13 protein-coding genes are annotated in these 14,419 nt (G+C 47.8%); 5 read left to right on the forward strand and 8 right to left on the reverse strand.

What is annotated here, in order from left to right; translation table 11 throughout:
* Window positions 1-19 precede the first annotated feature (19 nt).
* Entirely contained in the window at window positions 20-1,582 is a 1,563-nt protein-coding gene (locus tag D3H65_RS15240; RefSeq protein WP_119051136.1) for an outer membrane beta-barrel protein, read from the reverse strand.
* On the reverse strand, window positions 1,569-2,129 hold the full coding sequence (locus tag D3H65_RS15245) for an RNA polymerase sigma factor (protein WP_119051137.1): 561 nt from the start codon (window positions 2,127-2,129) through the stop codon (window positions 1,569-1,571). The genes D3H65_RS15240 and D3H65_RS15245 overlap by 14 nt, the downstream gene beginning before the upstream one ends.
* Window positions 2,130-2,240: 111 nt before the next feature.
* Between D3H65_RS15245 and bioA the strand changes: the two genes are divergently transcribed.
* Window positions 2,241-3,584 carry an adenosylmethionine--8-amino-7-oxononanoate transaminase gene (gene bioA / locus D3H65_RS15250; protein WP_119051138.1) on the forward strand — a complete coding sequence of 448 codons (1,344 nt, stop codon included), beginning with the start codon at window positions 2,241-2,243 and terminating at the stop codon, window positions 3,582-3,584.
* A gap of 90 nt (window positions 3,585-3,674) precedes the next feature.
* Here bioA and D3H65_RS15255 read toward each other — a convergent pair whose 3' ends face one another.
* From D3H65_RS15255 to sppA, 4 genes are all read right to left on the reverse strand, one after another.
* Window positions 3,675-4,178, reverse strand: a complete 504-nt coding sequence (locus D3H65_RS15255) for a DUF2911 domain-containing protein (protein WP_119051139.1) — start codon at window positions 4,176-4,178, stop codon at window positions 3,675-3,677.
* A gap of 36 nt (window positions 4,179-4,214) precedes the next feature.
* Window positions 4,215-4,709, reverse strand: a complete 495-nt coding sequence (locus D3H65_RS15260) for an SRPBCC family protein (RefSeq protein WP_119051140.1) — start codon at window positions 4,707-4,709, stop codon at window positions 4,215-4,217.
* Window positions 4,710-4,732: 23 nt separating this feature from the next.
* The gene (locus D3H65_RS15265) at window positions 4,733-5,839 is read right to left on the reverse strand and encodes an ABC transporter permease (RefSeq protein ID WP_119051141.1); all 1,107 of its coding nucleotides are present in this window, start codon (window positions 5,837-5,839) and stop codon (window positions 4,733-4,735) included.
* A 96-nt stretch (window positions 5,840-5,935) separates the two neighbouring features.
* Window positions 5,936-7,690, reverse strand: a complete 1,755-nt coding sequence (sppA, locus tag D3H65_RS15270) for a signal peptide peptidase SppA (protein WP_119051142.1) — start codon at window positions 7,688-7,690, stop codon at window positions 5,936-5,938.
* A 59-nt stretch (window positions 7,691-7,749) separates the two neighbouring features.
* On the opposite strand from sppA, the gene folK reads away from it, so the two are divergent.
* The 3 genes from folK (at window position 7,750) to D3H65_RS15285 (ending at window position 10,428) form a co-directional block, all read left to right on the forward strand.
* Entirely contained in the window at window positions 7,750-8,235 is a 486-nt protein-coding gene (folK, locus tag D3H65_RS15275; protein ID WP_119051143.1) for a 2-amino-4-hydroxy-6-hydroxymethyldihydropteridine diphosphokinase, read from the forward strand.
* A 168-nt stretch (window positions 8,236-8,403) separates the two neighbouring features.
* A complete protein-coding gene (locus D3H65_RS15280; protein ID WP_119051144.1) occupies window positions 8,404-9,036 on the forward strand; it encodes a deoxynucleoside kinase in 633 nt (210 codons plus the stop codon).
* A 141-nt stretch (window positions 9,037-9,177) separates the two neighbouring features.
* Window positions 9,178-10,428, forward strand: coding sequence for an MFS transporter (locus D3H65_RS15285; RefSeq protein WP_119051145.1), 1,251 nt, complete (start codon window positions 9,178-9,180; stop codon window positions 10,426-10,428).
* Window positions 10,429-10,433: 5 nt separating this feature from the next.
* Here D3H65_RS15285 and D3H65_RS15290 read toward each other — a convergent pair whose 3' ends face one another.
* Together D3H65_RS15290 and D3H65_RS15295 are read right to left on the reverse strand one after the other, a co-directional pair.
* Entirely contained in the window at window positions 10,434-12,656 is a 2,223-nt protein-coding gene (locus D3H65_RS15290; RefSeq protein WP_119051146.1) for a cation:proton antiporter domain-containing protein, read from the reverse strand.
* Between the two features lie 101 nt (window positions 12,657-12,757).
* Window positions 12,758-13,246, reverse strand: coding sequence for a YkgJ family cysteine cluster protein (locus D3H65_RS15295; RefSeq protein ID WP_119051147.1), 489 nt, complete (start codon window positions 13,244-13,246; stop codon window positions 12,758-12,760).
* 141 nt (window positions 13,247-13,387) lie between these two features.
* On the opposite strand from D3H65_RS15295, the gene D3H65_RS15300 reads away from it, so the two are divergent.
* Window positions 13,388-14,407 (forward strand): sterol desaturase family protein, encoded by a 1,020-nt coding sequence (locus tag D3H65_RS15300; protein ID WP_119051148.1) that lies wholly within the window; start codon window positions 13,388-13,390, stop codon window positions 14,405-14,407.
* Window positions 14,408-14,419: the final 12 nt, after the last annotated feature.

Here is a 14,419-nt window from a genome sequence, read left to right on the forward strand (position 1 = left end):
AAGAGCGTTGCCTCTCTGTTTATTTTTTCAATAATACAGTGGCACGTAAACCTACAGACCATAAATGCTGACCGGTAGAATACTCTTTCTGCAGCAAGGGACTGATATTGTAACGCATAACGGGGCCTATGGACAAGGGATGGGCCGACTGGGAAAACAGTTGCACATTAAAACCCGTAGCAGCAACCCATTGTACTTTGTTGAAGAGTGTATTGTCTTTATAATAAACCCCACCCAATCCATCATAATGCAGTGCATTGGTGTTGAGCAATTTTGAAACAGAGAAGCCGGCATCCCATGTAATGGGTAAACGTTTTCCCTTATTCAGCTGGGTATGCAAGGTTACAGGCAACTCAATAAAGTGGTAGCGGTTAGTGTATTCCTGGGTGTTATTGGCGTCATAATAGGACGATACCAGCTGCGAAGTGGAAGGCGCCCGGTTGACGGTCCTGTTGTTGTTGACCTTGGTACCAACAACCTGGCGTGCGCTCAGGTAGGTATATTGAAGTCCTACTGATAAACTTAAGCGTTTCGACAATGTACGTCGGGCAAATCCTCCAATGGAATAAGCAGGTCCCATAGAGAGGGAAGATGCTTTATTGACTGGCCGCGGAAACTGCGGGGCCATGGAAATAGCATTGTTGAAATTGGGTGATGCCAGATCAGCCACAGGAGAATTGCCACTTTTCAGGAAACCAAACAATCCTTCTTCGGTAACGCCTGAGTAACCACCTTCTGCCTGTACACCAAACTGCCATTTGGAAGCTCCTTTTTTCTTTTCAGGCTGTTTCGCTTTTACAACGGTGGCTGGTGTAGCTGGTAGGGCGGCGATTGTTGCTGTGCTGTCTTTCGCCAGGCTATCAACAGGTATTACCTGGGCCAGGCTGCTATCGGCGGCGGGCACTATAGTGGCCATGGCTGTTGAATCCTCAACAGGCTGCCTGGTATCGTTGCCGGTTATTGTTTCAATATCAGTGTTTTGCTCTTTGTTGACTACCGGTTCCTGTACCGGAGTAGCCGGTTTATGTTTGACAGCCAGGGGTACAGCAGATGGTTGTTGTTTGATCCTGGCAGGTTTCTTTATTGGCTGCTTCGCCAGCGCAGGTGCTGGTAGCTTGTTTTCGGTGTTGAGGTCTTTGCTCTTTACCGATGGGTTGGCAGCCGATTGGGTAGCTGGCTGTTGACCGGCAGCTGCATGACTGTTATGAGAAGGATCAGGCGTTGGTGTTGTTTCGCCGGTGGTTGCTTTGCTGGCTGTAACCGGCTCATTTATTGGTGAATCAGTATTGGCTTGTGTTTGTGTAGATCCTTTTGTCGATAGCTTATTATTTGGTGTGGCAGAAGAGGAAGGAACAGCTTGTTTTACCAGATCCTGTGTTGCAGGCCCGGAAGATTGGGTCATGGCAAAATAGCCACCTGCGCCCAACATCAGGAGGGCTATGGGCAGCCATAATATCATGCGGCGGCGGCGTTTATCCCTTCGGATGTTTTTCTCCACCTCCGTCCAGACAGCATCGGATGGACGCAATTTTAATTGCTCCAGCCTGACCTGTACCTGTTTCTCAAAATCATGGTCGGACATACGTTTCGTTTTTTGTTTCCATATTTTGCTTTCTCAACCAGGTGATGAGCAAAGCACGGGCACGGGCATATTGTGAACGGGAAGTGCCTTCGTTGATACCGAGCATTTTCCCGATTTCTACATGTGAAAAACCCTCCACCGCATGGAGGTTAAAAATAGTCTGGTATCCGGTTGGTAACTGTCGTATTAGTTCTGCCAGGTCTTTGGCAAGCAGCTTTACTTCAGGATTATCAGCCGACACTGGATGCAGGCTCGTGTCGAAGTAAGCGAGGTCGGTTTGGTAGCGGCTGTTCTTCTTGAGGTAATTGAGGGCCGTATTGACCATAATACGCCGGATCCATCCCCCCAACTCGCCTTCAAACTTATATTGGTCCAGGTGTTTGAATACTTTAATAAATCCTTCCTGTAGTACATCTTCGGCATCGGTCATAGACTTGGTGTACCGGTAGCAAATACCGAGCATCCCCTCGGCAAAATGCTCGTAGAGCTGTCGCTGGGCTTCCGGTCGCCCCTTTAAACATTCTTTAACCAGCCGATTATAGTCCATCTATATACTACACGTGACAGTTTACAAAGGTTATACGTTGCACCCGAGGTGCTTTTTTGGATGAGCCCCACCGGCGCAGGATGACAGAAGAGTCTTTACCTTTGTCCTCCTATGCCAAATTCATTGAAAGCCAGGGACAAACAGGTGATCTGGCACCCATATACCCCACAAAAATACATGCCTGATCCAATTCCCATAGTAAAAGGTGAAGGAAGTTATTTAATTGATGCGGACGGCAATCGCTACCTGGATGCGATCAGCAGCTGGTGGGTTACGATCCATGGGCACGCCCACCCATATATTGCAGAAAAATTATATGAGCAGGCCAAAACGCTGGAGCAGGTAATTTTTGCTGGGTTTACGCATGAACCCGCGGTAAGGCTGGCGGAGCGGCTGCTGGGCGTGTTGCCGGGCCATTTTTCCCGGGTCTTTTATTCGGATAATGGGTCCACGGCTACCGAGGTGGCCCTGAAGATGGCGCTTCAGTATTGGTGGAACAATGGCTACCAAAAACGGACTAAAATACTGGCTTTCAACAACTCCTACCATGGCGACACTTTTGGGGCCATGAGTGTGAGCCAGCGGAGCATATTTACAAAGGCGTTTGATGAGAAGCTGTTTGAGGTGGTGTTTGTAAATGCACCGGCAGTCGGCAGTCGGCAGTCGGCAATCGGTCCCGCCAAGGGGCGGGAGCAATCGGCAGTGAATAGTCCCGAAGTATTTGCTGGCAGCCAGCAATGGGAAACTATTCCCTGGGAGGAGGTGGCCTGTATTATTTACGAACCGCTGGTGCAGGGTGCGGGGGGGATGCTGATGTATGATGCGGAAGGATTGGATGGGTTGTTGAAAAAGTGCCGGCAGGAAGGGGTTATTTGCATAGCAGATGAGGTAATGACGGGTTTTGGCCGAACAGGTAAGTTGTTTGCTTCTGCTTATATGTCGGCCCAGCCGGATATTATTTGCCTGTCCAAGGGACTTACCGGCGGTACAATGGCCCTGGGTGTTACGGCCTGCACACACCGTATTTACGAAGCATTTCTGCAGGAGGATAAACTAAAGACATTTTTCCATGGCCATTCTTTTACTGCCAATCCGCTGGCCTGCGCCACTGCGCTGGCCAGTCTTGACCTGCTGGAGGAAAAGAGTTGCCTGAACAATATAGACCGGATAAGCCGGCAGCACCAGGCATTCGCCGCCTCGCTGGCTAAGGACTTCCCGGCTTCCACCAAAAATATCCGGTGCCTGGGAACGCTCTTTGCTTTTGAAATAGTACAGGGCAAGGATGGATACCTAAATACGATCAGCCGAGAGATCACAGAAAAAGCATTGGCCAGGGGCGTTTACCTACGGCCGCTGGGGAATACGGTATACCTGATGCCCCCTTATTGTTTTACAGCAGAAGAATTGAATAAAGTGTATGACGTGATCAGGGAGATAATGGTGGAAATGGCGTAGCGGAATACAAGGCCCGATAGTCAGCCAATAAAAAGAGGTGACGCCTTTTCGAATGGTGTCACCTCTTTTTATGTTGTATGATCTATTACTTTATAACTTGATGGGCACAGTAACCTGCGTTTGGTCCCACTCAATGATCATATCATTTTTAGGTGTAAAGCGGATGGTATGTTGCTCTACCACTTTGTCCAGCTTTTTAACAGGTACAGTTACCTGGAGTACATCTTTGTCTTTGGCCTTATCATAACCATAAGCGCCCCACTGGCCCAGTTGGCTGTTGAGGATAACAGTCCATTCTTTTTCATTGGGAATGGTAAACAAGGTATAAGTACCTGCTTTTACCGGTTTACCACCGAAGGTAGCATCCTTGGCAAAGGTAATGGTGGTAGCAGAATCGGCCCCGGTACGCCAAACTTTCCCGAATTTTTCCAGCCCCCCGAATATTTCACGGCCCTTTTTGTATGGGCGGCCATACCTGACACTTACATCTTTGCCAAAAGCGGATTCATGCGGGCTTTTCTGTGCGGCTGCTTCTGTTGAAAACAGTGTGGAAGTAACCATGGCTATGGCGGCAAGGAACAATAGCTTTTTCATATTATCGTGTTTATTTAGTGGAATGAATATAGTGGATCAGGGCGTAGTTTCCAGCTTTTTTTTGAGTTCCGCCAGAGATTGCTCCATCGGCGGTCCTAATTGCTTATCAAAAATGATGCTACCAAACTTTTCCCAGGGGTACCATTTTAAATAAAAATCAAAATACCATTGAATTACAGTGGTATTGTCGGCGGTATAGAGAGTAAATCCGCTGCCGATCTCCCGGCCGGTTTCCAGGCGCCAGGTGGTAGTGATGGTATCGGTACCGGCATGCAGCAATTGTACCTGCAAGCCGTCACTGGAAAATGCATCCTTACTATAATGGGGATTGGTTCTGGGCGGGGCGTTGGTGAGGGCATTCCAGGGCTGCCACTGGCGCAGATCGGCCAGGTGGGCAACAATGCTGTCTTTGGACGCACTGATATTGATGGCCCGGGAGATACGCACATGTGCAGGAATGAGCAGGGATATGAGTAATATCACTACGAACAACCCTACAATACTGATCAAACCTAACTTTACAAAACGCATATTGGATATTTATACAGCGGGAACTATTCCCATTTGAATACTTTGATAGCGGCTACATAACTAATTACACCCCAGATAGCCAAAACGCCCAGTTGCTTACCACAATCGGTGAGGTGGGCGCCTTCGAAAGCGATATTGCGCATGGCATCGTTCATATGGGTAAGGGGAAGGACACGGCAGATGGGCTGCAACCAGGACGGGAAATTGTCTATGGAAAAGAAAGTACCTGCCAGCAGGAATTGGGGTAAGGTAAACAGGTTGGCCAGCGGTGGGATCACACTTTCGTTTTTGGCAACACCACTCACTACAAAACCAAATCCCATGAATACAAGTAATCCTATAAAACTCAACACCAACAATTCTATAAAAGTGGTAAAGCCATGTATGAGGGTAAAATTAAAAAAGTAATGGCCTGCCAGCAAGATCACTACAGCGGTGATCAACTGGAAGATCACGCGGCTCAATCCTTCGCCCAATACAATGTAGGAGCGTTTGATGGGGGTGGCAAAAAAGCGCTTCAGCACCAGGGTTTGCCGCAGGTTGAAGAAGATGAAGGCTACGCCAAATACTCCGGCACTCATGAGGGAGAAGCCGAGCTGTCCGGGCAGGATAAAATCAATGGTGCGGTATACGCGGCCAGGGATCTCCTCTACGTTCTTACTGATGGTAGCTACCGTTTTTCTTTCGGGAAATTTATCCTCATCCATGCTTTTGACTATGGATTCAATTATGGAACGTAGCACCTGCAGGTTTTGCGGATTAACAGCTCCGGAGCTTTTGAAACTAATCTTGTAAGCGGAAAGAGTATCCTTGCTTTTCTGAATATTTACAATGGCGGTGATGCGCCCTTTTTCGAGGTCTTCTATTATTTCTTTTTCCTCTTTTTGTACTGTGCGTACACCAGTCACGCTTTTTATGGCATGGTATAATACAGCGGTGGTATCCGATCTTTTATCAAAAGCAATCCGCACATTGATCCCACCGCCACCGCCTATAAATCCAAACACCAAAATAAAGATCATGGGAAAGGCAAAACTGAAGATCACAGCGCTGGGGCTTCGGAAAACAGCTTTCAGGCTGGCTTTGGTGATGGCCAGCATAGCCCGGAACTGATTGTATGGTTGCGGCATAAGGGAGTGACTGGTTAAATAAGCAGCAAAACTATGGTTTTAAGTCGGGAAGTCGGTAAAGTCGGAAAGTCCGTAAGCCGGTAAGTAGTTTTTGTATTACTCAATTGTAAAGTCAAAAGGCAGCCGGGCCTGTGAAATACCCACGAGGGCTTTGGCACGCTTGAGGGTATTGTAGGTCTTCATCCCCTCCTGCCCTATTTCTTCGCGGATAGCCCTGCTTTTGGCATTTTGCTGGTAATCACCAAATATGACATCGAAGATGTTGCGCGGTTCGGGAAACTCTTTCAGGCTATAACTGGTTACTTTGGCCAGGCGGGCAGCACTGGCAATGGCATCGTCGAGTCCGCCAATGCGGTCAACCAGTCCCAGTTGCAAGGCCCTGGAACCGCTCCAGATACGCCCCTGCCCGATGCTGTCTACAAACTCCATCGATAATTTCCGGCCATCCGCCACGCGTTGTTTAAACCCGTGGTAAATGGTATCTACATCATTTTGCAGGTATTGTCTTTGTGCGGGAGAAAGCGGTTTGGTGACGGAAAGGGCATCTGCATCGGGCGATGTCTTTACACCATCGAAGGTCATACCCAGTTTGTTTTTAAAGAACGATCCCATATTGGGAAGCAGCATGAACACACCAATGGAACCGGTAATGGTATTGGGCTGGGCAAATATGCTATCGGCATTGCAGGAAAGGTAATAACCACCGGAAGCAGCCACATCACCAAAACTTACTACCACGGGTTTATCTTTCCGGGCAATAGTGATCTCCCGCCAGATATTCTCACTGGCCATGGCACTGCCACCACCGGAATTGATACGGATAACGATGGCCTTTACTTCTTTATCGAGGCGTGCCTTGCGAACGAGGTTGCGGTAGGTATCGCCCCCAATGTTTTCCTGGTCTCCTTTGCCATCTACAATATCACCCTGGGCATAGATCACGGCGATCTTTTCGGTACCAGTTTGTTTATAATCTACGGCCATGGCATACTTACCCAGGCTTACAAAATTGATCTTATCATACTTTCCTACTTTCAACCTGTCTTTGATCTCATCTTTCACCTCATCATCGTATTTCAATCCATCGGCCAGCTTATACTTCACGGCATCTGCGGCAAACTGGATACTGTTCTCATTGGCATACTGGTGCAGGCTGCCGGTATCTGTTTTACGGGCAGCGGCTGTTTGCTGCAGGAAGTGACCATAGAGGTCATTGAGGATCACGGATGACTGGAGGCGGTTGGCATCTGTCATTTTATCTTCCCGGAAAGGTTCTGTAGCGCTTTTGAACTTGCCGGCATAAAATATCTGTGGTTCTATCTCCAGTTTCTGGAGTGTGCCTTTCAGGTACACCATTTGCATGGCAAAGCCCCGCCAGTCAATACCCCCTTTGGGATTGCAGTATACTTTATCGGCCACATTGGCTATATGGTAAGCACCCTGGCTGATCACATCTGCATAGGCATAGATGAACTTGCCGCCTGCCTTAAAGTCGAGCAGGGCATTGCGTATCTCATCACCGGCAGCAAATCCATTGCTGTTGGCATTACATTTAATATAGATCCCTTTTACGGATGAATCGGTTTTGGCGTGACGGATGAGCCTGATCACATCGTATAAAGCAGGGGTATTGTATTGTTCTTTTCCACCCAGGGCAGCCAGGGGATTCTCTATGCGCACTTCCTTATAGTTCTGGGCCAGGTCGATCATGAGTACAGCATTGGCCCCGGTCTTTTCCTTTTGGGGTGTAGCCAGTCCCGACACCAATCCCAGCACGATAAAAAATGCTACCACGGTAAACACCAGCAAGGCGGTCAGTGAAGCAAGAAATATTTTAAGAAAGCTATTCATCAACAACTTGGTTTTATGCAAAATTCAAAGATATTTGACCCTTTGACAGCCTGCAATATATGAATAATGTGTATTTACTGATAGGCGGCAACGTAGGAAACAGGGCCGAAAACCTGCAACAGGCAATAATAGCCCTGAATCAAACCTGTGGCCGGGTTGTACGCCAATCGGCCATTTATGAAACGGCCGCCTGGGGCAAAACAGACCAGCAGCCTTTCCTCAACCAGGCGCTTCTGCTGGTCACCCGCTTTACAGGCCCCGAACTACTGCAACACACCATGGAAGCAGAGAACGTGCTGGGCCGGGTAAGGCAGGAACGGTACGGTCCCCGTATCATCGACATTGATATATTATTTTTTAATAATGATATCATCCGGGAACCTGCCCTTACGATCCCACATCCCGAAGTACAGAACCGCCGTTTTGCACTGACCCCGCTTGATGAACTGGCGCCAGACCTTGTGCATCCAGTACTGCAAAAGACGGTCCACCAGCTGCTCGATGAATGTAAGGATGAATTGGAAGTGAAGGTGTGGAACGAGTAGGAATAAGCTTTTAGCTATTAGGTGTTAGCTTTTAGCATTGGTTATTGGCTAACTGCTAAAGGCTAAGAGCTAATACCTTTTCAAGTTTTCCACAAATTGTATTCACACCCTTTATGTGTGTAGCCATTTCCTTTATTTTGGCCTGCGTTGACGTTCCCGCATACATTTATGAATTATCACTTTATAACCATCGAAGGCAATATTGGGGCGGGTAAGACCACCTTATCGCATTTACTGGCCAAGAAATACAATGCCCGCCTGATCCTGGAGGCCTTTGCGGACAATCCCTTCCTATCCAAGTTTTACGAAAATCCCAAGCAATATGCCTTTCCGCTGGAGCTTTTCTTTATGGCCGAGCGGTACAAACAATTAAAAGAATTGATCCATACCAAGGACCTGTTCCAAAGTGTGACGGTCACGGATTATCTTTTTACGAAGTGCCTGCTGTTTGCCAAGGTAAACCTGCCGGAAGAAGAGTTTCGCCTGTACCAGAAACTATTTGAGATCATACACCAACAGATACCACAACCTGAAATACTGATCTACCTGCATGTGCCGGTAAACAAACTGCAATCGAATATCCGGAAACGCAACCGGCCCTATGAGCAGTCGATCCCCGATGAATACCTGTTCAAAATACAGGAAACGTATACGAATTACATCAAACAGCACAATCTCAAGACCTTGTTTGTAGATGCCAGCAATGCAGACTTCCTGGGCAATGAAAAGCACCTGCAGGTGATCACGGACGCCCTGGAAAAGGACCATGATTACGGGCAACGGTACCTGACATTGCCTTAGCGGTTTCGGGTGTGGAGTTTCGGGTTTCGGGTTCTTGTGTGTAACCCGCTAACTAAATGTAAACTGAACTGTTAAAGCGTTGCAGCAACACGAAACACAAAACCCGGAACCCGAAACGACTTTTCCTCTATTTTTGCGCCCATGGAACCTGATCTTCAAAGCCAGCATAGCCCCTTCGCCTCGGTCCGCATCAAGGAATTCCGCTACTTTATTACGCAACGTTTTTTCTTCATCATGGCCATGCGTATGACGGCTACGCTGGTATGGTGGAAGATGTACCTGCTCACGAAAGATCCGCTGCTGGTATCATTGGTAGCTTTGTCGGAAGCCATTCCGGCTATTTCACTGGCGCTGTATTCGGGTCATGTGGTAGATAAGAGTGATAAACGCACGCTGCTGCTTAAGACGATCGTGCTTTACCTGCTGTGCGTAACAGCGCTGCTGTTCATTACGCAGCAAAGTGTGGAAGCCACTATGGGCAAACGGTTTGTACAATATGGCATTTACCTGATCATTTTCCTCACGGGCATTACGCGCTCGTTTTCCGGACCTACCTCCAGTTCTATTATGGCGCAGCTGGTGCCTAAAAATATTTTACCGAATGCTGTTACCTGGAGTTCCAGCACCTGGTTATCGGCCTCTGTGCTGGGGCATGGCTCTGCGGGTCTGTTGATCGCCTATGCAGGGTATACGCCTTCATTTCTGATCATCATTACCTACCTGATCATTGCCACGGTAAGTGTGTGGCTGATCAAGCCCAAACCGATCCTGCATGTGAATACGGATCAAAAGACCTGGGAGAGTGTAAAGGAAGGATTGAAATATGTATTTAAGACCAAGGAACTGCTGGGGGCATTGACGCTGGATATGTTTGCCGTGTTGTTTGGCGGAGCGGTAGCAATGATCCCTTTTTTCGCAGGAGAGATACTCCATGTAGGTCCTATTGGCTTTGGCTGGCTCAATGCGGCCGCAGATATCGGGTCCATTACGAGTATTATCATCCTCACCTTCTACCCGCTTCGTCGTAAGCAGGGGCTGATCCTCCTGTATGTGGTGGCAGGCTTTGGATTGTGCATCATCACTTTTGGGCTATCGCAATTTTACCTGCTTTCCTTTATTGCCTTGCTGGCCAGCGGCGCACTGGATGGCATCAGTGTGGTGGTGAGGGGTACTATCCTTCAACTGAAAACACCTGATAATATGCGCGGGCGTGTATCATCGGTCAACTCGATGTTCATCAACTCCTCCAATGAGATCGGCAGTTTTGAAAGCGGTATTGCCGCCAAGCTGATGGGCATTGTACCTTCTGTGATCTTTGGAGGCACAATGACCTTGCTGGTGGTGCTGGCCATGTGGTTCAAAGCGCCTACGCTGCGGAAATTTGAATATTAACGATCCTATTCCTTCACCAGTTTCTGCAATTGTTTTCTTTCACCTACGATCCATACCACATCGTCCCACTCGAAGATGGTGGTAGAATCGGGATTGAGGATACGTTCTCCATTGCGCTCTATACCAACGACCAATCCTTTCACGGTTTCCCGGATACCGGATGCCCGGATGGATTTACCACGCAGATCGGTATGTTCATCAATGATCAGTTTGTTGAGGGTTATGTCTTCGCGATTCACGGCTGCCTCTTCATAAACAGTTTCTGATTCGGCCACCGTCCGGAATTTCTCCAGCTGTATATCGGTCCCAATCACTGCTATTTTATCATATGGATAGATCATTTCGGTGCGTGTAGGCGCATAGATAGTGCGCTTACCGCGTTCGATGGAAGCCACATTTACGCCATACTGCTCACGCCAGGCAAGTTGCTGCAATGTTTTACCGATGACGGGCGATTCGGGCTGGATGGTAAAATAAGCTATGTGGGCATCCCAGGGCGAAAGGTCGGGCAATCCATGCGTAGCGCCTTCGCGTTCATTGAGGTTGGACAGAAATCGTTTCTCGATGCGGGAATAAAAAGACTGCAGCCTGCGGGAAAATATCAGTAACACCACGATGATCACGGGCAGTACTGCCAGCAGGGCTATCATGGCGCTGAACAACCTGTCGACCAGAAATCCTACCAGCACCACCAGCAGGATATTCCGCACAACTTCCAGCATTACCAAGGGACCATGATTGTATTTTTTATCGAGCCATAAATTGGCATAGGCAAAGGAATGCAGCCGGCGGATGGCAAGAGCCCACAGAAAAGGGGCAATGGCGATGAGGGTAATAAACCCAGTGATCACTGCTGCCAGTGTAGGACTGGACACAGAACCTGTAATGAGTGGCAACAGGAATTTTTCTGATAAGAGGATGAGTGCCATCACGATCACGGAATTGATGATCACGACTGTGAGGTAAGACCGCAATACTATTTTCCAATCGCTTTCGGCCTGGATGGTCTGCGCACCGGTGCCGTATTGATTAATGGCCAGTTTCCACTTCATGGGCAACCGGTTCTCAATCCAATGATACACGGGCTCAGAGAACTTAATGAGGTAAGGAGTAGTAAAAGTAGTAATGGCCGAAATAGCTACAGCAATAGGATACAGGAATCCACTGGTCACGTTCAAAGTGAGCCCCAGGGAGGCAATGATAAAAGAGAACTCTCCTATCTGCGCCAGGCTCATACCGGATTGCAGGGATTGCTTCATAGGCTGACCAGATAATAAAGCGCCGGCGGTAGTACTGATGATCTTACCAAAGATGGTGACCAGGGTAAGGATCAATACAGGCCATTTGTAAGCTATCAGGGTATTGGGCTCAAAGATGATGCCTACGGATACAAAAAATACGGCTGCAAACAGGTCTTTCACCGGTTTCACCAGGTGTTCAATGCGTTCGGCCATGGTCGTCTCGGCCAGTATAGAACCCATTACAAAAGCACCCAGGGCAGGTGAAAAACCTACCTGTGTAGCCAGCACTACCATGCCCAGGCAAAGTCCCAATGAAACGACCAATAAGGTTTCCTCACTCATTAGCTTGCTGGCCTTTCGCAAAAAGGTGGGCACTATAAAGATGCCGGCGAGGAACCACACGGCCAGGAAAAACACCAGCTTCATCAGGGATTCGAGCATTTCGCCACCTGCGAATTTCTGGCTTACCGCCAGGGTAGACAAGATCACCATCAGCAAGATGGCTACCAGGTCTTCTACAATCAATACACCAAACACAATGCCGGCAAATCGCTGGCTTTTGATACCCAACTCTTCAAAAGCACGTATAATGATGGTGGTAGAAGAAACAGATAAGATACCGCCCAGGAAAATGCTGTCCATAGTAGACCATCCCATCAGACGGCCAACCAGGAAACCGAGGATCAACATCCCGACAATTTCTACGATGGCGGTAATAGAAGCTGTGCCGCCTATGCGCACCAGTTTTTTAAAACTAAATTCCAGACCGAGGCTGAACAACAGGAATACGACACCAATTTCGGCCCATACTTTCACATTGGCTTCATCTGAAATAGTAGGTGTCCAGGGAACGTGGGGCCCTATCAATATACCCGCCAGTATATAACCAAGCACCACGGGCTGTTTCAGTTTTCTAAATATAAGCGTGGTTACACCGGCTACACCCAGCAGGAGTGCAAGGTCTACAATAAGTTTAGGCAAATGCATGGGCGGTCTGTTTTACTCGTCTTTGAAATATTTCCAATGCTCGCAATAGCTGAATTATACAAAAAATATCCTTCAGTTGTTGAGAAAGGCCCTGAATTTTATCACTTATTGGTTTGTTCCAACAGCTTTTCCATGACATAAAATACAGCAGGACAAAAACTCACATTCTTTAAAGTGAGGTTGGGACGCTTCAATAATACATCTTCATCTGTATAGGGGAAACGTTCGCAATCAGAGGGACGTTGCTCATAGATGCTGCAATAGTTATCGGCCCCGAGGAAGGGGCAGGGCGCGGACCTTACTACATAATCGCCTTCTTCATCCAGGCGCAGATAGGTATCAATAAACACACTCTCTTTCATCCTCAGGTGTTTGCTGATGCGCTTTATATCAGGTGTTTTAAAGCGGGGGGAATAATTCTTACAGCAGTTGGCGCATTGTAAACAATCGACATTGCTGAAGGCCTCTTCATGCAAATCGGGCAATTGTTTCAACACTTTATTTTTATCAGCCTGCTTCAAAAACTGTTTGTACTGTTTCTGATTAGCCGCTGCCTTCTTTTGCCAATTATCGTTTACCGGATTTCCCATCAGCTAAAACATTCCACCAGAGCCGCTTAGCGGGGCGTATGGAGATTAAAACAATATTAGAATCAGATTAGAATTATTTACCCCTGCAAGTTACTGAACACCTGCAGGATTGCATGGTACTTTTTTTGAAGGGGGAGCAGCATGGGAACACTTCATCAGCAATTACTGGTGTTGATCAGTACGCCATTGTACGCCTTCATTATAGGGGCTGAGATCCTTTTAAGTAATGTTCATCATACACATAGCTATAGCCGTCGCGATACGATCCAGAACTTTTGTCTCAGCATTTTTTCCGGCGCAGTAGACCTTCTGATGCGGGGAGTCAGTTTTGCCATTCTTGCCTTTTTCTTTCATTATAGTTTTTTAACATGGGGGCATTCCTTTTTTTACTGGCTGGCCTTGTTGCTGCTGGTTGATATGATGCATTACTGGCTGCACCGCCTGAGCCATTCCTGCAGGCTATTCTGGGCCGTACATGTAAACCACCATTCTTCCACACACTTCAATTTTACCGTAGGTTTCCGGGCCGGTGTACTGGAGCCTTTGTATCGGTTTGCTTTTTTTATACCGGTGGCGCTGTGTGGGTTTCAGCCTGTGGATATATTGCTGGTATATTCCTGTACAGAGATATGGGCCATTTTAACGCATACGGAAAAGATCAGGAAACTGGGATGGCTGGAATACGTACTGGTAACCCCTTCGCACCACCGCGTTCACCATGCCTCCAATGAGAAATACCTGGACCGTAATATGGGCTCTATATTTATCTTTTGGGACCGGTTATTTGGCACTTTCCAGGAAGAATTACCCGCCTCGCAATACGAACCTATCCGGTATGGGCTCACTACTCCACCTCAAAATGACAGCCTGCCGGTGATCATCTTTCACGAATGGGCTGCTATCCGCAAAGACCTGCAACACCCCGGTATTACCTGGAAACAGAAGTTATTATATGTACTGGGGCCTCCCGGCTGGCGTCATGATGGCAAAAAGACAACCAGCACCGCATTAAGGGGAAGGCAACAGGTCTACAGGGCTGTACACGGGCACCTGATCAATAACCCGCAACGTATAAAAGAAAGCAAACATGTAGCCCCTGCCTGTTTTAATGGGGCGCCATGTTATCCGGCGGCTTACACGATAAGAAGAATGCGTCACTAACTTTTGACAATT

The sequence above is a fragment of the Paraflavitalea soli genome (assembly GCF_003555545.1).
Taxonomy (GTDB): domain Bacteria; phylum Bacteroidota; class Bacteroidia; order Chitinophagales; family Chitinophagaceae; genus Paraflavitalea; species Paraflavitalea soli.